Consider the following 18,066-nt stretch of genomic DNA (forward strand, 5'->3'; position numbering starts at 1 on the left):
CCTGGAGCTTTGATTTGAACCCGCAGAAGTCGCGTTTCGTCGCCGCGTGCCAGCAGATCCTGGTGCTCGGCGCCGTCTTCGCCGCCCTTGTCCCCGCCGCGAATGTCGTCTCCCTCGACGTCGTCCGCGAGCACCCCAGCGCGCCCGCCGCCGACGACTCGGTCGAGACCGCCCTGGCGGCCTACGAGGCGACGGCGGACCGCGCGAGCGAGGTGCCCGCGTCGACCACCGAGGCCGTCGTCCACCAGGTCGCCCTTACGGCGCCGGAGCCCGGCACCGCGTCCGCGGCCGTCGCCACCGGCACCGGCTCGGCGCGCAGCGCGGTCTACACCGCCGCGAGCACGTCGCTGCACGCCACCTCGGTCGCCGACACGGCGAGCGGCACCACCACCATCGTCAGCGACCCGCAGGACGTCACCGGCTTCGGCACGGTCGGCGTGACGTGGGAGCACGGCCAGGACATCGCGGAGGGCGACATCGCCGTCCAGGTCCGGACCAGCACCGACGGCGAGTGGGGAGAGTGGGCCGACCTGGACTACCACGACGAGCACGGGCCCGACGATGGCAGCGCCGAGGCGGCCGAGGCACGGCCGGGGACCGACGAGGCACTGGTCGGCCACGTCGATCAGGTGCAGGTCAAGGCCGAGGTGAAGACGTCCGAGGTCCCCGCCGACATGACGCTCGCCGTCATCGACCCGGGCACCCCCTCCTCGACCAAGGCCGAGACGCCCGACATCGACACCAACGACCTGCCCACGGTCCCCGACGCCGCGCCCGACGCCGACGGAGACCTCGTCTCCTCGACCGGGACCGAGCCCGCCGTCGCCACCACCGGCGGCACCGCGGCCGCGACCGGTGCCACCGGCGGGATCGCCCTCGCGGCCTCGGCCACGGCGGCCGCCAAGCCCTACATCTACAGCCGTGCCCAGTGGGGCGCGAACGAGAAGCTGCGCGAGCAGACGGCGCCGTCGTACGGGACGATCCAGGGCGCCTTCGTGCACCACACGGTCAACGCGAACGACTACACCGCGGCCGAGGTCCCCGGCATCATCCGGAGCATCTACGCCTACCACGTGAAGTCCAAGGGCTGGCGCGACATCGGCTACAACTTCCTCGTCGACCGCTTCGGCCGGATCTGGGAGGGGCGGTACGGCGGCGTCGACCGCGCCGTCGTCGGGGCCCACACCGAGAACTACAACAGCTACTCCTTCGCCATGTCGGCGATCGGCAACTACGACATCGCGCAGCCGTCCCAGGAGATCATCGGCGCCTACGCCTCCCTCTTCGCCTGGAAGCTCGGCATCAGCGGCGTCTCCGCGGCCGCGACGAACGTGACGATCGGCAAGAAGGTCTTCGCCAGCTCGATCATGGGCCACCGCGACACCAAGTCCACCGCGTGCCCGGGCAAGTACCTCTACGCCCGGATCCCCGACATCCGCCGCGCCGCGGCCGCGCTCCAGACCAACTGGACCTTCGCGACCCGCAACGCCAACCTCGCCGGCACGGCGCAGCCCGACATCATCGCCCGGCGGGCGAGCGACAAGAGGGCCGTCATCATCCCCACGACGGGCCAGTCCGGCTTCAGCGGCGTGGTCTCGACCAAGACCGCGAGCGGCACCAAGAGCGTGCTCTCGCCCGACCTCACCGGCGACGGCCGCGCCGACGTGGTCGCGTGGAACTCGGCCGGGACGCTGGCCGTCCGGTCCGGCACCTCGGCGGGCCGGTTCGGCGCCGCCGCCCACAAGACGAGGCTGGCCGCCGGCCGCAACTACATCGCCGCCGTCGGCGACGTCAACGGCGACGGCCGCAACGACCTCGCCGCGCGGCGTACCAAGGGCGGCCGGCTGGTGCTGCTCCTCGGCACCGGCAAGGGCACGTTCAAGGCGCGCAGCCTCGGCGGCGGCTCCTACGCGGTCTACAACTGGATCGGCGGAGGCGACGTCGACGGCAACGGCACCGTCGACCTGATCGGCCGCGACGCCAAGGGCGTGCTGTGGTGGATGCCGGGCAACGGCAAGGCCGGGTTCGGGAAGCGGCACAGCCTCGGCGGCGGCTGGAACGTCGCCGACTCCCTCGCCGTCGCCGACTTCAACGCCGACGGCAAGGCCGACGTCGTCTACCGGAACCGCTCCACGAAGGTCGGCTACGTCCGTCTCGGCACCGGCAGCGGCTTCAGCGGCAACCTCGGGCCCTACCGCGGCTTCAAGAAGGTGGGCAAGATCAGCGGCGCGGCCCAGCTGGTGGGTGGCGCCAGTCCCGAGGTCCTCGCGGTCGGCTCCAAGCGCCTCGACCTGCTCAAGAAGAAGGACACCACCGACCTCGGCCAGTCGATCACGACCAACCTCGACCTGTCCTCGGCCAACCTCGTGCTCAACGCGGGGGACTGGAACGGCGACGGCAAGGGCGACGTCCTCTACCGCACCACGGACGGCGTCCTGCACCTCACGCTGGGCGACGGGGCGGGGACGTTCTCGGGCGACTACGGGCTGGGCAGCTTCGGCGCCTTCAGCCTGATCGCCGCGGTCGGCGACATGACCGGCGACGGTCACGCCGACCTGATGGCCCAGAGCTCGTCGGGCATGTTCGTCTACCCCGGCAACGGCGCCACCGGCGTCTCGGCGTCCTACTCGGTCTACAGCACGGTCGCCGGGAGCACGCAGATCGCCGCCGGGCTCTGGGACGACGACAAGATGCCCGACACGCTCGTGCGCAACGGCGACCAGCTCGTGCTCTACAAGGGCAACGGGCCGGGCGGGCTGTCCAGCCCGCGCACCGTCGCGACGGGCATGGCCGGCTACACGTGGGTCCTCGGCCTGGGCGCGCTCGAGGTGACCGGCCATGCCGGGATCGTCGTCCGCGACGCGGCCGGGACGCTCTACGCCATGACGGGCACCTCCAGCGGGTCGCTCGGCAAGCGCCGGGTGCTGGGCTACGGATACAACGGATACGACCTGGCCGGCTAGCGCGAGGAAGCACGATCGGCCCGCTCGGCCGCCGCGATGGCGTCGAGCCGGCCGGGAGTGGCGTGGACGACCAGGACCACCGAGCCGCCCTGTGCGAGCGGCCCGGTCAGGGAGGCGAGTCCCGGTGGGGAAGCCGGGTTCGCCTCCGACAGGAGGCGGCCGTGTGCCGGCGTGGCCGCGGCCGCCTCCCACATCTCCGCCTGCGTGAGGGCCAGGCCCCCGAACGCGACTGCGGGATCGTGCTCGCCGGGCGGGTCCCAGGGCGTGAACGCGTCGGGCTGTCCCCAGATCTCGACGCCGACGTCGCGCACGCCGTCCGGCAGCGGCTCCTTGAAGCGGACGCCGAGCGGCAGCAGGGAGCAGGCCAGGACCGGGATGCCGCCGGCGTACGGCGTCCACGACTCGAGCCCGTCGGGGCCGGTGACGACGGCGTCCGGCCCCGACGAGTCCGTCACGACGAGGCCGGCGTTCCAGGCGGCGCCGAGGAAGACGGTGCCGAGCCAGTGCGCGGGCAGGTCGATCCGCAGCGACTGCCCGCGCTCGAGGCCGAGCTCGTCGACGAGCAGCGAGCTCGCCTTGGCGACCCAGTTGGCCCAGGTGGTCACCGAGAGCTCGACCCGCTCGCCCGTGGCCTCGTCGTAGAACGTCACGAGAGGTTGTCCAGGGTCACGTCGCAGGCGGCCGGACAGGAGGGCGGCGAAGGTGGTCACCCGGCTATCCTCCCCGCATGGCGATCGGCAGGCTCAACATCGACCACTTCTACGCCGTCATCCCCGCGGGTGGCGCCGGGACCCGGCTCTGGCCGCTGTCTCGGCAGGCGGAGCCGAAGTTCCTCCGGGACCTCACCGGCAACGGCCGGTCGCTGCTCCAGGAGACCTACGACCGGCTGCTGCCGCTCGTCGGCAACCGCTTCCTGGTCGTCACCGGGCAGGCGCACGTTGACGCGGTCCTCGACCAGCTCCCCGCGCTGCGCGGGGGTGGCGTGGTCGCCGAGCCCACGCCGCGCGACAGCATGGCCGCCATCGGCCTCGCCGCGGCGATGCTCGAGCAGCACGACCCGGACGCGGTGATGGGCTCCTTCGCCGCCGACCACGTCATCACCCATGCGAAGAAGTTCACCGAGGCGGTTCACACCGCCGTCGAGGTGGCGCACGACGGCTGGCTCGTCACGATCGGCATCCAGCCGACCTTCCCGTCCGCGGCCTACGGCTACATCCGTCAGACCGAGCCGCTCGAGGACCACCCGGGCGTCTTCCACGTCGGGGAGTTCGTGGAGAAGCCGTCGGTGGAGGTCGCGCAGGGCTACCTCGCGAGCGGCGCCTTCCGGTGGAACGCCGGCATGTTCGTCGTACGCCCGACGGTGCTGCTCGACCTGCTCGCCGAGTCCGACCCCGACTTCGCCCAGGCGCTGCGCGACCTCGCGGCCAAGCCCGAGATCGACGAGGAGGCGTGGGGGGCGCTGCCGAAGATCCCGCTCGACAACGCCGTCGCCGAGCCGGCCGCCGCCGCCGGCAAGGTCGTCGTCGTGCCCGCCGGGTTCGGCTGGGACGACGTCGGGGACTTCGACTCCCTCGCCACGCTGCTGGACGCCGCGCTCACCGTCGACAACGAGGGCCCGACGGTCCTGGGCGACGCCTCGCTGGTCCGCTCGATCAACGCGAGCGGGCTCGTGGTGCCCAACAGCGGTCGCACCATCGCCGTGATCGGCGTCGAGGAGATCGTCGTCGTGGACACCCCCGACGCCGTGCTCGTCACCACCCGCGCCAACGCGCAGGACGTGAAGCATCTCGTCGCCAACCTGAAGGCCGACGGCGCGGGGCTCACATAGCGTCAGGTTCCGGGCTGTCGAGGTAGGGGTACTTCGTCATGAAGGTCTTCAGCGCCGCGCCGGAGATCGACTTGCAGTACTGGAAGACGCCGACCTGCGTCGAGGTGTCGCTCACGTCGGCGTCCTCGCCGCCCTTCGACCAGTGCGTGATGCCGATGTGCATGCCCTTGGGGAACGTCGCGCCGCCGACGTGAGCCGTGTCGGTCTGGGTGATGTCGCTGGGCAGGTTGTCCTTGCTCGTGTACCACGGCACGATCTTGAACTTGTAGCGGAAGTTCGAGTCGCCGGGGAACTTCGCGGCGATGGCGCGCAGCTGCTGCATCTCGGTGGAGTCCTCGTCGACGGTCTCGTCGTACCAGACGATCGTGTAGCCGTGCTCGAGGTTGTGCACCAGCGCCTCGAGCTGCGGGCGCTCGTCCCAGGCGTAGAACTTCTTCTCCATCGCGACGGGGGCCACGCCCGACTCGTTCCAGTGCGAGCCGAAGGCCGGGGGAGCGGTCGTGTAGGTCACCGTCGTGCCGGTCGCGACGTGCGACTGGTTGCCGTCGGCGGCCTGGGTGGTGATGTCGCTGCACGCCGAGGCCTTGGCGCCGATGGAGGCGAGGCTGACGTCGTTGAACTTCCGCTCGTCCCACCAGTCCTTGACCGGGCGGTAGGCGGCCGCGGCCACGATGAGCACGGCGACCAGCAGGAGCGGCACGATGATGCTGAGCCCACGGCGCTTCTCGGCGCTCGACTGCTTCTTGCGGATGTCGTCGATGACCGCCCGACGGGAGTTCTTGTCGGCGTTCTTCTTGGCCACGGTTGTCCTCGATGTGGTCGTGGGTGTGCGTCGCGGGGAGCGATGGGTCGCGCAGAGTCTACGGACTGGCCCTGTGGAGGCGGACACCCCTACCGGGGACGTCCTCCAGCCGCCATCCGAAGGCGAACGCGAGCGCGGCGAGCCGCTGGTCGGCTGGGAAGGAGTGGGTGGACGGGTCGGCGACGTCGTACCCGAGGGCGGCGAGGGCGGCGACCAGCTCCTCGGGCGTGGCCGGGGTGCCGAAGGGCGCCCGGTCCTCCTCCCGGCCCAGCAGGGCGCGTACGACGGCCTCGCGGGCGCCGTAGCCGAAGAGATCGGCTCCCTCCGGACGGATCAGCGCGGCCGCGCCGGGGCCGTCCTCGCCGGCGGGGAGCACGAGGTCCGCCCGGCCGCTGACGACGGCGAAGGGGCGGGCGCGGAGCTTCCCCTGGGCGAGCTCCGCGGCGCCGGCCAGCTCGTCGGCCACCGCGGGCGCGGTCACGACCAGCGGGTTGCCGTAGCCGTCGACCTGGCCCGCGAAGGACTCGAGCACCGCGAGCCCGGCGGCCCCGATCGCGATGTCGGTCTGGCCGTCGCGCCAGGCCCGGCCGGCGGTGTCGGTGACGATGACCGCCGCGTTGACGCCGATCCGCTCGCGCAGGGTGGCGCGGAACCGGCGCGCGGTGGCGTCCGGGTCGCGGGGCAGCAGCAGGATCGAGCCCTCGGCGACGTTGGAGTTGTCGATCCCCGCCGCCGCCATCGTCAGGCCGAGCAGGTTGCGCACGATCCGGGTCGCGCCCCGCGTCGCCACGACGCGGACGGTCTCGCCCGGAAGCGCGTCGTCGCGGGTGCCGGCGCGCGCCATCCCCTCGGCCTTGCTGACGACCTTGCTGGTCACGCAGACGACGTCGCCGTCGTGCAGCACGCGGCCGGTCGCGCCGAGCGTGCTGAGGAAGACCAGCGCGAGGTCGTCGCCCTGCCTGATCTCGCCGACGCCCTTCGGCGCCCAGACCTGGAGCATCGGGAGACCGGCCTCAGGAGACCAGCGCGATGGCCGCGGCGGCCATCGCGGCGGTCGCGTCGTGGTCGCTCATCAGCAGCGGCACCGCGGCGGTGCGCAGGCCGGCCGCCTCGACCTCCGCGACGCCGGCGGCGTCCGCGGTGTCCATCAGCCAGCCGTCGAGGATGCCGCCGTGCCCCCGCGCTCCGTAGTGCAGGCCGACGCCGCTCGCGCTGACCTCGACGCCCTGGCTGGTGAGCATCTGCTCGGCCATGCCGCGGACGTGGTGGCCGCCGATGATGGGGGAGAGGCCGACGACGCGGGCGTCGGTCGCGACGAGGTGCTCGCGCACCCCCGCGACGCCGAGGATGGTGCCGATCGAGACGATCGGGTTGGACGGCGGCACGATGACGAGGTCGGCGTCGCGGATCGCGTCGGTCACCCCGGGCGCCGGCTTGGCGTCGTCGAGCCCGACGAAGACCAGCTGCTCGGCGGGCACGCCGGCGCGCAGCTTGATCCAGTACTCCTGGAAGTGCACCACCCGCCGTCCGCTGGGCGACCTCTCCAAGTCGGGGTCGGCGATCACGACGTGGGTCTCCACGCGGTCGTCGGTCATCGGCAGGAGCCTCAGGCGGTCGCCGTACGCCGGGTGGAGCCAGCGCCGGGAGAGCGCCTCGGTCACCGCCGAGAGGGGATAGCCCGCCTCGAGCATCTGCGTCCGGACGAGATGGGTCGCCACGTCGCGGTCCCCGAGGCCGAACCACGTCGACTCCACGCCGTACGCCGTCAGCTCCTCGTTCACGTGCCAGGTCTCGTCGCGGCGGCCCCAGCCGCGCCCGGGGTCGATGCCGTCGCCGAGGGTGTACATCACCGTGTCGAGGTCGGGGCAGATCTTCAGCCCGTGCAGCCAGAGGTCATCGCCGGTGTTCGCGACGATGGTGACCTCGGCGTCGACGTCGACGCCCGGGAGGGCGCCGGTGGCGATGCCGTGGAGGAGCCCCTGGGTGAAGCGGGCTCCCCCGACGCCGCCGGACAGGACGGTGATGTGACGCATGGGACCAATGATGGGCCCTCGGGGCTTGTACCAGGCCATCTTGTACCAGAAGCTGGGCTTGACTTCGTGGAACGACAAGCATGTAATTCCTTCAGTGTTGTTCCGATCAGCACGGGTCGAGATCACGGGGCGAAAGGGCGACGGACCATGCGAGAGCTTTTCCTGCTCGAGCCAGACGCCGATGAGGGCGGCTGGCAGGAGCGTGCGCTGTGCGCACAGACCGATCCGGAGGCGTTCTTCCCCGAGAAGGGCGGCTCCACCCGCGAGGCCAAGAAGGTCTGCCAGACCTGCGAGGTCCGCGACGACTGCCTGGAGTCGGCGCTGATGAACGATGAGCGCTTCGGCATCTGGGGTGGGCTCTCCGAGCGCGAGCGCCGCAAGCTGAAGAAGCGCGCCGTCTGACCCCTCCCCGCTAGGGTCGGCTGCTGTGGATCGGTCGGTCGCCCTGGTGCTCGTCGCGCACGACGGGGCGCGATGGCTGCCGACGGTGCTCGACGGGATCGCCGCCCAGCGACGGGCGCCCGACCAGCTGATCGGCGTCGACACCGGCTCGCTCGACGGCAGCGCCGACCTGATCCGCGACGCGTTCGGGAGCGTCCTCGCGCTGAGCTCCTCGACCTCCTACCCCGACGCGCTGGCCCACGCGCTCGCGCACGCCGGCGACGGCGTGGACGGCGCCGACGGGCCCGAGTGGCTCTGGCTGCTGCACGACGACTCCACGCCGGACCCCGGCGCGCTGGAGACCCTGATGATCGCGGCGCACGAGTTCCCCGAGGCCGACCTGCTCGGCCCGAAGCTGCGCGAGTGGCCCTCGCTGCGCCGCCTGCTCGAGCTCGGCGTCACGATCTCCGGCACCGGCCGGCGCGAGACCGGCCTCGAGCGCGGCGAGTACGACCAGGGCCAGCACGACGAGATCCGGCGCGTGCTCGCGGTCAACACCGCCGGTCTGCTCGTCCGCCGCTCGGCGCTGGAGCGGCTCGGCGGCCTCGACCCCCAGCTGCCGATCTTCGGCAACGACATCGACCTCGGCTGGCGGGCCGCGCGCGCGGGGCTGACCACGCTGATCGTGCCGCAGGCCGTCGTCTTCCACGCCGAGGCGGCCCATCGCGGGCTGCGCCGGAGCGCGCTCACGGGGCGCCACACGCACTTCCAGGAGCGCCGGGCCGCGCTCTACACGCTGCTGGCCAACAGCCGGGCGCGGACGCTGCCGCTCCAGCTCGTCCGGATGCTGCTCGGCTCGCTGCTCCGCGTCGCCGGGCTGCTCGCCACGCGGCAGGGCGGCCGGGCCGCCGACGAGTTCGCCGCGTTGGTCTCGGTCTACGTCCGTCCGGGCGTCGTGCACCGGGCGCGGCGGGCGAGGCGCGAGCTCGACGCCGTTCCTCCCGCCGAGGTCCGGGCCCTGCTGGCGCCGTGGTGGCTGCCCTACCGGCACGGCCTCGACGTCGTCGGCGACCTCGCCTCGGCGGTGACCGACCAGGCGGCCGACGTCGCCGAGCGACGCCGGATCGCCGCCGCCGAGGCCGACCCGGCCTCCTTCGCAGCGCGCCGGCAGCGCAGCGCGCTCGACCCCGACGATCCGGACGACCCCTACAGCGAGGAGGGGATGCTGCGCGACACCGGCCTGGTCGCCCGCGTCGTCACCAACCCGGTCGCGCTGCTGCTGGCGCTCGCGGTGCTGCTCCTCCTCGCCGCCACGCGTACGGCGTGGGGGACCGCCGTCGGCGGCGGCCTGACCACGCCGCCCGGCGGTGTCGGCTCCTGGTGGGGTCTGGTGCTCGACTCCTGGCACCGCATCGGCCAGGGCACGGCGGTGCCCGCCTCGCCCTATCTCCTCCCGCTCACGCTGCTCGCCACCGTGCTCGGCGGCAAGCCGGCGCTGGCCGTGAGCGTCGTGCTCATCGGCGCCCCGCTGCTGGCACTGTGGGGCGCCTGGCGCCTGCTGCGCGTGCTCGGCCGGCTCCTCTCGATCGCCGGCGCGCCGCGCTGGCTCATCCTGTGGGGCGCGGTCGCGTGGGCGCTGGTGCCGCTGGCCTCCGGGGCGTGGAGCGACGGCCGCCTCGGCCCCGTGGTGGCGTCGGCGACGCTGCCCTGGCTCGCCCACGCCGCGCTCGGCTTCGCCGACCCGGAGCCCGAGCGCCGCTGGCGGGCCGCCTGGCGCGCGGGCCTCCTGCTGACCCTTGCCGTGGCCTTCACCCCGACCGCCTGGCTGATCTGCGCCCTGCTCGCCGCGGTCGTGGTGGTCGTGGCGCTCGTCCTGCTCCGGCTGCATCCGCGCCGGTCGATCTGGGGCCCGCCCGCGGTCGCGCTGGCCGTCCCGGTCTGCCTGCTGGCCGCGTGGTGGGTGCCCGCCCTGCGCCATGGCGCCGGGGTGTCGCTGCTCATGGACGCCGGACGGCCGCCGTCCCACGCGATCGCGGGCTGGCAGCTCGCGGTCGGTCGCCTGGGCGATCTCGGCGCGCCGTGGTGGATGGGCTCGGCGCTGCCCGTGCTGGCCGTCGTCGCGCTGGCGTCGGGCCGTGCCCGGATCCCCGTGCTCGCCTGCTGGCTGATCGGGGTCGTCGCGGGCCTGGTCGCGCTGGCGCTCTCGCCGGTCACCCTCCACGTCGGCGCCACCGCCGCGCCGGTGGGCACCGCCTTCCTCCTCGTCCTCGTGCAGGGCGCCGCGATCGTCGCGATCGTCCTCGGCGCGCAGGGCGCCCTCTCCTCGTCGCCCGGCGTGCGCGGCCTGCTCCGGATCGGGGTCGCCGTCCTGCTGGCCGCCGCCGCGCTCGTCCCGGTGGCGGGTGGGCTCGCGTGGGCCGTCACCGGAGACCACGGAGAGCTCGGCGACTCCGCGGCATCGGTCGTGCCGGCGTACATGCTCGAGGACGCCGAGCGCGGCGCCGCCCACGGCGTCCTCGTGCTGCGCGGCTCCGTCGCGGAGGGCGTGCGCTACGAGGTCGTGCGCGGAGACGGGATCACGCTCGGCGAGGACGAGATCCTCGCCCTGAGCACTCCGCCCGCGGCCTTCGACGCCTGCGTCCGGGACTTCGTGTCCCGGCCCGACGCCGGCACCGTCTCCGAGCTGGCCGGCAGCGGGATCCAGTACGTCGTCGCGACCTCTCCCGTCGACCCCGCCGTCGCCGCTGCGATCGACGCCACCGGCGGACTGTCGCAGGCGAGCCCCGAGTCGCGCGCCGCACGGGCCTGGCAGATCGACACACCGCCCTCGGCCGCGCGGCTCGCGGGGCCGACCGGCTGGCTGCGGTGGGCGCTCGTGGTGCTGCAGCTCGGCGGGCTGGTCGTGGTGATCGTCCTCGCCGCCCCCAGCGTGGGCCGGGATCGGAGGCGGTCGTGAGCAGGGCAGCGAGCAGGGTGGGCGGCCGGGCCCGTCGCCGGATCGACGTCACCGTGATCCTCGCGGTCGCGCTGCCCCTCCTCCTCGGGCTGGCGCTGGCCCTCACCCGTCCGCACGCCGCCCGGACCGTCCCGGCGGCGGCCTCCGAGGCGCCCCTGACCTCCGCCTCGGTCGTCTGCCCGGGCTCGATCGACGACACCACCGCGGCCTCGACCCTGACGATCGGCTCGGCCGCCGGCGGCGGGGCGACGGGATCGGCGACCGTGCGCACCGGCACCTCCTCCCGGACCGTGGACCTCCGGGACGGGCGCTCCAGCGACAGCGCGGGGTCGTCGGCGCCGACGGTGGTCACCGGCACGGGCGCCGTGGCTCCCGGGCTGCTCGCCGCGCTCGCCTCCGCCTCGCCGCTGACGGCCTGGGACTGCACCGTGCCGGTGGGCGACCAGTGGTTCACCGGCGTGGGCGCCGGGCCCACCCAGGCCTCCGTCGTCGAGCTGGTCAACCCCAACACCGGCCTCGCCGTCGTCGACATCGACGTGCTCAGCGACGAGGGCCTCCTCGACGTCCCCCAGCTGCGCGGCGTCTCCGTCCCGGCGGGGGAGGACACGCGGCTGGATCTCGGGGAGCTCGTGCCGCGCACCGGCGTGATGGCACTGCACGTCTCGGTGGTGCGCGGTCAGCTCGGCGTGGCGGTCCGCGACCGTGGCGAGCGGCTCGTCGGCGGTGTGTCCACCGAGGACTGGCTGGCGCCGCAGCCGAGCCCGTCGAGACGCAGCCTCATGCTCGGCCTGCAGCCCGGCTCGGGACGCCACACCCTCACCATCGCCAACGACGGCGACAGCCAGGTGGCCGCCGACCTCAAGCTCGTGACCGCCGACTCGACCTTCGCCCCCGACGGCCTCGACCCCATCCAGGTCCCTCCGCACTCGGTGGTCGAGACGGTCCTCGACGACACCCTCGCCGGCTCGGTCGCGACCGGAGCCGTCGGCCTCGAGGTCGAGGCCGACGGTCCGGTCACGACCTCGCTGCGATCGGTGGTCCACGGCGACCTGTCCTTCCTGGTCCCGGGCGAGCCCGTCGCCGGGGACACCACGCTGCTCGTCCCCGGCGGCGGGCAGGACGGGGAGAAGACCTCGGCCCGCCTCCTGCTCGGCGGCGCGAGCGCCGTCGGCGTCGCGACGGTCACGGCCCGCGACGCCCGCGGCGCGACGCTGCTCACCGAGCGGATCTCCCTCGGCCCCGACAAGGCCCCGTCCCTCGACCTCCCGTCCGGCGCCACGTCGGTCGAGGTGGTCCCCTCCCGGACGTCGGTCCAGGGCGCGATCCTGGTCACCGGGCCGGACGCCGGCTCCGCCGTCGTACGGCTGAGGGAGCTGGAACGCACCGGCTCCGTCCCGCACATTTCCTTCGGCCCCTGAGGGCAGGGTCACCCTCTGCTGACCGCCAGGACCAAGGAGCCGTCGAAGGTCGGCTGCGTGCGCAGGTGGCCGTGCGTGTGGTCCCAGGTGCCGTCGGCCAGGTTCGCCCGGATCCGGGGGTCAGAGGCCTTCGCGCAGGTAGAGGTCACGCAACAGGCCGATCTCGCCCCCGTGATGCGTGACCTCGCTGAGGGCGTGCAACGCGAGCTTCAGATACCGCTCATCGGCCCAACCGCCAGGCCCGAAGCCCATCGGTGCCAGCAGGCGCTTATCGCCGAGGGCCGCGATACGAGAGACGAAGCGCTCCCAGTCTTCGGCGAGCGCTTGGACACCGTCCTTCGCAGTCCCTGGCCACGCTAGGCGGTCGCCGAAGTCTGGGACGTCCCGGAAGAAGTGGATCACGTAGCCTCGCAGACAGCCGGTGCCAATGTGCATGATGCGCCAGGCGATGGTCGTGACGGGGTCTGGCACACCTGGGACCGACTCGGGGAACAGTTCATCGACGCCGAAGCTGCCGTCCTTGCCGGGTCGGATGTTGAGGCTGTCGTCGGCAGGCTCCCACAGGTACTCAGCGTCGGTGAGGCCCTCAAGACGGCCGAACAGCCGGGATCGTACGCCTTCGAAAGTCGTGAGCAGGTCGCGGGTGACGGGGTTGGGCACGTCAACTCCAGTGGTCGCATTGGTGGGGGCGCTGATGAATAGATTTCGACAACTGAGTAGATCTCGACAACGACAAACCTACTGTCGACCACGGCAAACGCAGCGGTCGGCTGCAACGACCAGTACATGCGGTGGATCCCGCCCGAGCTGCCGTCGATCAGAACCGGGACGCTCACCATCCGGTAGCTCGTTAGGTTGTCGTCGGCGTTGTGTCGTCGAGTTCTCTCCGCGCACAGTCGCGCAGGTCGGCGGAGCCAGCTCGCCCACCGAGGGCTCCCACAGTCGAAGGGTGTCCGTAGGCGGCTGCCCCGGATCGAGAGCGCCCTCCTCAATTCGTTCAAGCAGGTCAGTTGCTCGCGCGACGCTCGATCTCCCATCGAATCTCTGCTGATCCAGTCGTGAAAGGACCATCAGGCCCGATTGGAAAAGTCCGCTGCATCTCGGCACCGGTGGAATCGCGCTGTTGTGCCGGCTTGCGATTGATGGTAGACTCGGCGAAACAATTAATCACCACGCCGACTCGGGAAGGAACGTGGACATGACTCTGTATGACAACACCGCCGACAGCATCGACACGCTCACCACCGAACTCCGTGACCTCGAAACCCAAAAGGCCCAGATCGAAGCCCGCCAAGCGATGCTTGCTTTGGAGTTGGACCGGCAGATGCGCCAGATCGCAGCGTCGCGTGGTGAGCCTGCTGCCCGGCAAGGACGCGGTGTGCCTGAAGCCATCGCTGCTGCACGCCGGATCGCTCCCACCGCGGGCCGGGTCGCGCTGGCGACCGCGAAACGCGTCCACCAGATGCCCCACCTCGCCAAGGCATGGGCTGCCGGGGACTTGAGTGAGGCCAAGGTCATCGCGATCACCCGCGAAACCATCGACCTCGACCCCACCGACGTACGCCGCCTGGATACACGTCTCGCGCAGAAGACTGGTCTGGGGGAGTTGGCGGCGAAGAAGCTCGCCCACACCACCCGCCGGATCGCACTCGAACTAGATGCCGAGACCGTGGAAAGCCGCCGCGAACGCGCCGTCGGAGACCGACGCGTCACCATCAGGGCCACCGACACCGGCGACGCCATGGCCTGGCTCCACGCGCTGTTGCCCGTCGAGCAAGCCGCAGCAGTCAAGACCGCCCTCGACGCAGCAGCCGACACCCTCGTCGCAGCGGGAGTCGCGACCAGCAAGAGCCAAGTCCGGGCCGACACCCTTGTCGCTCGGGTCACCGGGTCCGATGCTCTCGGGATCGACCAACCCGACCACGCCATCGCGTTGAACGTGATCATGACCGACCAGACGCTCCTCACCGGCTCCGATGCTGAGCCGGCTTGGCTGACCGGGTTCGGACCCATCCCCGCCACCCTGGCCCGTGACCTCGTCCACCGCGGCACCAGCACCCGGGTCACCGGGAAGATGCGGTCTACGCTCCGCAGGCTCTACACCCACCCCGACACCGGCCAGTTGGTCGCGATGGACTCCAAAGCCAGGACGTTCCCCAAGGCGCTCGCCGAGTTCATCCGGCTACGGGATCAACTCTGCGCCACACCTAGCTGTGGTGCCCCCATCGCGCACATCGACCACATCACCGACTGGGCGAATGGCGGTGAGACCACCGCCGACAACGGGCAAGGCCTCTGCGCTCAATGCAACTGGGCCAAACAATCACCAAGCTTCGCCCCGCCGACTGGCAGCCCGCCCGCACTGACTCGACCCCAGGGGAAGCCGCGACGACCCCTCACCCTGGAGATCTACCGCCAGTATCCCGATCTCGAACTGGTCTACGAACGCGCCGCCTGACCGAAACAATGGCCCATGCCGTCCACCAACCCGTGGCTCCACGGACCCGCCCCGGAACGCGAACTCCCGCGCGACCAGCTCGAAGAGCGGATCCTCAACCTTCTGTCGACCCAGAACCTCGCCGTCGTGGCGACGATCAATGCCGACGGTAGTCCGAGCGCGACGCCGGTGCGCTACGGCAGCCTTGGGTTCGAGGTCTTCTACACGAGTTGGAACGCCTCGGTGAAGTCGCGCAACCTCCGTCGAGATCCGCGCATCTCGGCGGGCATCGTGTCACCGCTGGTCGGCCTCGCCAGCAGCCGAGGCGCCCAGTTGTTCGGCACTGCACGCACCCTCGAGCGCGACGATCCGGAGGCCGACCGCTACTGGGAGACCTTCCGCTGGCAGGCCGATCACGTCGAACGGGGCCGCGCCATCGATGATCCGCCCCGCGATCCACTGACGGTCATCACGCCCTCGCGGATCCTCTACACCGAGCACTGGCTGCGACGCTCAGGCTTCGCTCCGCGGCAGACCTGGCGTCCGGACCGAGCTCAACTCTGAAAACCGCGTTGCCGCGTCGGACGACGTCATCGACGTCCGCGCGCTGCACGTCGGGATCACTCGGTCTCGTAGCGCGCGTCGATCACCGACGGCTCCACGTTGAGCAGCTCGGCGACCTGCTCGACCACCACGGTCAGCAGCAGGGCCTCGAGGTCGGCGCGGGTCTCGCTGCGGTGCTCGATCGGGCGCCGGAAGAGCACCAGCCGGGTCGGCCGGCCGCCGGTGCCGCGCACCAGCGAGGAGAGCGGCACCTGGTCCACCGACCAGTCGTCCGGGACGAGGGGAGCGTCCTCGACGGCGTACTCCACCAGGCCGAGCCGCGAGGCCCAGCGCTCGTCGATCTCGCTCACGATCCCGAGCGCGAGGTCGTCGAAGCGCTCGCGGTCGGTGCGGAGCTCGGGCACGCCGGGCACCCGCGGCATCACCGACGGACCGCGCGCCCCGCGACCGCGACGATCCCGTGTCCTGCTCACCTGAGCGAGCCTAGCCAGGAAAAGCCCGGCGACGGGGTAACGTCCCCGATCGTGAGTCAAGGGGCCATGATCGCGCGGCGCTGCTCGCGCACGGCCTGCACCCGGCCCGCGGTGATGACGCTGACCTATGTCTACGCCGACCAGACCGCCGTGCTCGGCCCGCTCGCGATCCACGCCGAGCCGCACGCCTACGACCTCTGCTCGGAGCACTCCGAGCGGCTCTCCGCGCCGCGCGGCTGGGAGGTGCTGCGGCTCTCCACGGTGCCCGCCGAGCCGGAGCCGACCAACGACGACCTCCTGGCACTGGCCGACGCCGTCCGGGAGGCCGGACGGGTGCCCTCGGCGCCGGCTCCCACGCCCGAGCCGGGGCTCGCCGGCGTACGCGAGTCGCGCCGCCACGGCCACCTCCGGGTCCTCACCACCGACTAGGCACAGCCTGGTTCACGGGCTGGCCGACGTGGGTAGGGTTCGGCGTATGGGAAGCCCATCGAGCGAGACCGTCAACGCCGTCTTCAAGGCCTACGACGTCCGGGGCACCGTCCCCGACCAGATCGACGAGGATCTCGCCCGCGCCACCGGCCGCGCGTTCGTCGAGGTCGTGGGCAACCCGGAGAGGATCGTCATCGGCTACGACATGCGGCCCTCCTCGCCCAGCCTCGCGCAGGCGTACGCCGAGGGCGCGACGACCGCGGGCGCCGACGTCGTCATCATCGGGCTCTGCTCGACCGACGAGCTCTACTTCGCCAGCGGCCACCTCGGCATCCCGGGCGTCATGTTCACCGCCAGCCACAACCCGGCGCAGTACAACGGGATCAAGCAGTGCCGCGCCTTCGCCGCTCCCGTCGGTATGGAGTCGGGCCTCGCCGAGATCCGCGACCTGGTCCTCTCCGGCGACTTCGCCGAGCCCGCCGCGACGCCGGGCGAGATCACCGAGCAGGACCTCCTCGACGCCTACGTCGACCACCTCCTCACCCTTGCCCCCGTCAAGGGCCGCCCGCTCACGGTCGTCGCCGACGCCGGCAACGGCATGGCCGGCCACACCGCTCCGGCCGTCTTCGTGAAGCTCCCCGACATCGAGCTCATCGACCTCTACTTCGACCTCGACGGCACCTTCCCCCACCACGAGGCCAACCCGATCGAGGCCGCCAACCTGGTCGACCTCCAGGCCAAGGTGCGCGAGACCGGAGCCGACGTCGGCCTCGCCTTCGACGGCGACGCCGACCGCTGCTTCCTCGTCGACGAGCGCGGCGAGCTGGTCAGCCCCTCCACCCTGACGGCGCTGATCGCGACCCGCGAGCTCGGCAAGGACCCCGGAGCGAGCGTGGTCCACAACCTCATCACGAGCCGCGCTGTCCCCGAGATCGTGCGGGAGAACGGCGGCACCCCGGTCCGCACGCGCGTCGGCCACTCCTTCATCAAGGCGGTCATGGCCGACACCGACGCCATCTTCGGAGGCGAGCACTCCGGCCACTTCTACTTCCGCGACTTCTGGCGGGCCGACTCCGGCATGCTCGCCGCCCTGCACGCGCTGGCCGCGCTCGCCGAGGCCGACGTCCCGCTGAGCGAGCTGCTGGCGCCGTACGAGCGCTATCCGCTCTCGGGCGAGATCAACTCCACCGTGACCGACGCGCCGGCGGTCCTCGCGCAGCTCGAGGCGCACTTCGGCGCGCAGGAGGGGGTCGAGCTCGACCACCTCGACGGCCTCACCGTCTCCAGCCCCGACTGGTCCTTCAACGTCCGCTCCTCCAACACCGAGCCGCTGCTGCGGCTCAACGCCGAGGGTAAGGACGTGGCCACGATGGAGGCCGTCCGCGACGAGGCGCTGGCGATCATCACCGGGGACGCGCAGTGAGCGCGACCCTCGGCCTGGACCCGAAGCTCCTCGAGATCATCGTCTGCCCCGAGTGCCGCGGCGACCTCGCCGGGGTCGAGGAGACGGCCTTCGAGGGCGCGGACGGCGAGCTGGTCTGCCAGGGCACGTGCGGCTACGCCTATCCCGTCAAGGACGGCATCCCCGTCCTGCTCGTCGACGAGGCGAGACGCCCGGCCTGATGTACTTCGACGAGGCGCGACTCGACGACGAGTCGGTGCTGTCCCTGGCCGACCTGCGCCTGCGGGGCCTCGCCGAGTCCGGCGCCCGCGTACGCCGTGAGGCCGGCGCCCTCGACGAGGTGGCCGCCCGCGCGCACGAGCGCTACGCCGGACGCCCGC

16 protein-coding genes are annotated in these 18,066 nt (G+C 72.2%); 10 read left to right on the forward strand and 6 right to left on the reverse strand.

The annotated features are described in order from the left end of the window. The first annotated feature begins 14 nt into the window (after positions 1 to 14). Complete coding sequence (locus tag QM572_RS06740; protein ID WP_415091355.1) at positions 15 to 2,963, forward strand: FG-GAP-like repeat-containing protein; 2,949 nt, start codon at positions 15 to 17, stop codon at positions 2,961 to 2,963. On the opposite strand, the gene QM572_RS06745 is transcribed toward QM572_RS06740, so the two are convergent. Then, the gene (locus QM572_RS06745) at positions 2,960 to 3,673 is read right to left on the reverse strand and encodes a TIGR03089 family protein (protein WP_415091357.1); all 714 of its coding nucleotides are present in this window, start codon (positions 3,671 to 3,673) and stop codon (positions 2,960 to 2,962) included. The two genes, QM572_RS06740 and QM572_RS06745, sit on opposite strands and share 4 nt — an antisense overlap. 17 nt (positions 3,674 to 3,690) lie before the next feature. Here QM572_RS06745 and QM572_RS06750 point away from each other — a divergent pair, with 17 nt between their 5' ends. Further along, positions 3,691 to 4,791: a mannose-1-phosphate guanylyltransferase gene (locus QM572_RS06750; RefSeq protein ID WP_415091359.1), complete on the forward strand. Its 1,101-nt coding sequence runs from the start codon at positions 3,691 to 3,693 to the stop codon at positions 4,789 to 4,791. Here QM572_RS06750 and QM572_RS06755 read toward each other — a convergent pair. Genes QM572_RS06755 through cofD form a run of 3 tightly spaced genes read right to left on the reverse strand, consistent with a single transcriptional unit; the run spans position 4,784 to position 7,626 of the window. Next, positions 4,784 to 5,593, reverse strand: a complete 810-nt coding sequence (locus QM572_RS06755) for a DUF3105 domain-containing protein (RefSeq protein WP_415091361.1) — start codon at positions 5,591 to 5,593, stop codon at positions 4,784 to 4,786. The genes QM572_RS06750 and QM572_RS06755 overlap by 8 nt on opposite strands. 58 nt (positions 5,594 to 5,651) lie before the next feature. Beyond that, entirely contained in the window at positions 5,652 to 6,593 is a 942-nt protein-coding gene (locus QM572_RS06760) for a coenzyme F420-0:L-glutamate ligase (RefSeq protein WP_415091363.1), read from the reverse strand. Positions 6,594 to 6,606: 13 nt separating this feature from the next. Beyond that, positions 6,607 to 7,626, reverse strand: a complete 1,020-nt coding sequence (gene cofD, locus QM572_RS06765; protein WP_415091365.1) for a 2-phospho-L-lactate transferase — start codon at positions 7,624 to 7,626, stop codon at positions 6,607 to 6,609. 147 nt (positions 7,627 to 7,773) lie between these two features. Between cofD and QM572_RS06770 the strand changes: the two genes are divergently transcribed. From QM572_RS06770 to QM572_RS06780, 3 genes are read left to right on the forward strand one after another with little or no spacing between them, the layout of a single operon-like run. Then, positions 7,774 to 8,028: a WhiB family transcriptional regulator gene (locus tag QM572_RS06770; protein WP_091119953.1), complete on the forward strand. Its 255-nt coding sequence runs from the start codon at positions 7,774 to 7,776 to the stop codon at positions 8,026 to 8,028. Between the two features lie 25 nt (positions 8,029 to 8,053). Then, positions 8,054 to 10,963 carry a glycosyltransferase gene (locus QM572_RS06775; RefSeq protein WP_415091368.1) on the forward strand — a complete coding sequence of 970 codons (2,910 nt, stop codon included), beginning with the start codon at positions 8,054 to 8,056 and terminating at the stop codon, positions 10,961 to 10,963. Next, positions 10,960 to 12,381 (forward strand): DUF5719 family protein, encoded by a 1,422-nt coding sequence (locus tag QM572_RS06780; protein ID WP_415091370.1) that lies wholly within the window; start codon positions 10,960 to 10,962, stop codon positions 12,379 to 12,381. The genes QM572_RS06775 and QM572_RS06780 overlap by 4 nt, the downstream gene beginning before the upstream one ends. A gap of 120 nt (positions 12,382 to 12,501) precedes the next feature. On the opposite strand, the gene QM572_RS06785 is transcribed toward QM572_RS06780, so the two are convergent. After that, positions 12,502 to 13,041, reverse strand: coding sequence for a DinB family protein (locus QM572_RS06785; RefSeq protein ID WP_415091372.1), 540 nt, complete (start codon positions 13,039 to 13,041; stop codon positions 12,502 to 12,504). 538 nt (positions 13,042 to 13,579) lie between these two features. Between QM572_RS06785 and QM572_RS06790 the strand changes: the two genes are divergently transcribed. After that, complete coding sequence (locus QM572_RS06790) at positions 13,580 to 14,839, forward strand: HNH endonuclease (RefSeq protein ID WP_415091374.1); 1,260 nt, start codon at positions 13,580 to 13,582, stop codon at positions 14,837 to 14,839. Positions 14,840 to 14,854: 15 nt separating this feature from the next. Then, positions 14,855 to 15,382, forward strand: coding sequence for a pyridoxamine 5'-phosphate oxidase family protein (locus tag QM572_RS06795; RefSeq protein ID WP_415091376.1), 528 nt, complete (start codon positions 14,855 to 14,857; stop codon positions 15,380 to 15,382). A gap of 56 nt (positions 15,383 to 15,438) precedes the next feature. Here the strand turns inward: QM572_RS06795 and QM572_RS06800 are convergent, their stop codons facing one another. Further along, positions 15,439 to 15,855: a metallopeptidase family protein gene (locus tag QM572_RS06800; RefSeq protein WP_415091378.1), complete on the reverse strand. Its 417-nt coding sequence runs from the start codon at positions 15,853 to 15,855 to the stop codon at positions 15,439 to 15,441. Positions 15,856 to 15,921: 66 nt separating this feature from the next. On the opposite strand from QM572_RS06800, the gene QM572_RS06805 reads away from it, so the two are divergent. The 3 genes from QM572_RS06805 to QM572_RS06815 are packed head-to-tail and all read left to right on the forward strand — an operon-like array spanning position 15,922 to position 17,907. Further along, on the forward strand, positions 15,922 to 16,284 hold the full coding sequence (locus QM572_RS06805) for a DUF3499 domain-containing protein (protein WP_415091384.1): 363 nt from the start codon (positions 15,922 to 15,924) through the stop codon (positions 16,282 to 16,284). A 46-nt stretch (positions 16,285 to 16,330) separates the two neighbouring features. Continuing rightward, positions 16,331 to 17,707 carry a phosphomannomutase/phosphoglucomutase gene (locus QM572_RS06810; protein ID WP_415091380.1) on the forward strand — a complete coding sequence of 459 codons (1,377 nt, stop codon included), beginning with the start codon at positions 16,331 to 16,333 and terminating at the stop codon, positions 17,705 to 17,707. Next, positions 17,704 to 17,907, forward strand: a complete 204-nt coding sequence (locus QM572_RS06815; protein WP_415091382.1) for a Trm112 family protein — start codon at positions 17,704 to 17,706, stop codon at positions 17,905 to 17,907. The genes QM572_RS06810 and QM572_RS06815 overlap by 4 nt, the downstream gene beginning before the upstream one ends. Positions 17,908 to 18,066: the final 159 nt, after the last annotated feature.

It is taken from the genome of Nocardioides sp. (genome assembly GCF_047607365.1).
Taxonomy (GTDB): Bacteria; Actinomycetota; Actinomycetes; order Propionibacteriales; family Nocardioidaceae; genus Nocardioides.

Excerpts from the sequence above, each read along its gene's own strand:
- QM572_RS06790 (WP_415091374.1), top strand. The coding sequence starts at position 13,580 with ATGACTCTGTATGACAACACCGCCGACAGCATCGACACGCTCACCACC.
- cofD (WP_415091365.1), bottom strand. The coding sequence starts at position 7,626 with ATGCGTCACATCACCGTCCTGTCCGGCGGCGTCGGGGGAGCCCGCTTC.
- QM572_RS06770 (WP_091119953.1), top strand. The coding sequence starts at position 7,774 with ATGCGAGAGCTTTTCCTGCTCGAGCCAGACGCCGATGAGGGCGGCTGG.
- QM572_RS06805 (WP_415091384.1), top strand. The coding sequence starts at position 15,922 with ATGATCGCGCGGCGCTGCTCGCGCACGGCCTGCACCCGGCCCGCGGTG.
- QM572_RS06810 (WP_415091380.1), top strand. The coding sequence starts at position 16,331 with ATGGGAAGCCCATCGAGCGAGACCGTCAACGCCGTCTTCAAGGCCTAC.
- QM572_RS06750 (WP_415091359.1), top strand. The coding sequence starts at position 3,691 with ATGGCGATCGGCAGGCTCAACATCGACCACTTCTACGCCGTCATCCCC.
- QM572_RS06760 (WP_415091363.1), bottom strand. The coding sequence starts at position 6,593 with ATGCTCCAGGTCTGGGCGCCGAAGGGCGTCGGCGAGATCAGGCAGGGC.
- QM572_RS06795 (WP_415091376.1), top strand. The coding sequence starts at position 14,855 with ATGCCGTCCACCAACCCGTGGCTCCACGGACCCGCCCCGGAACGCGAA.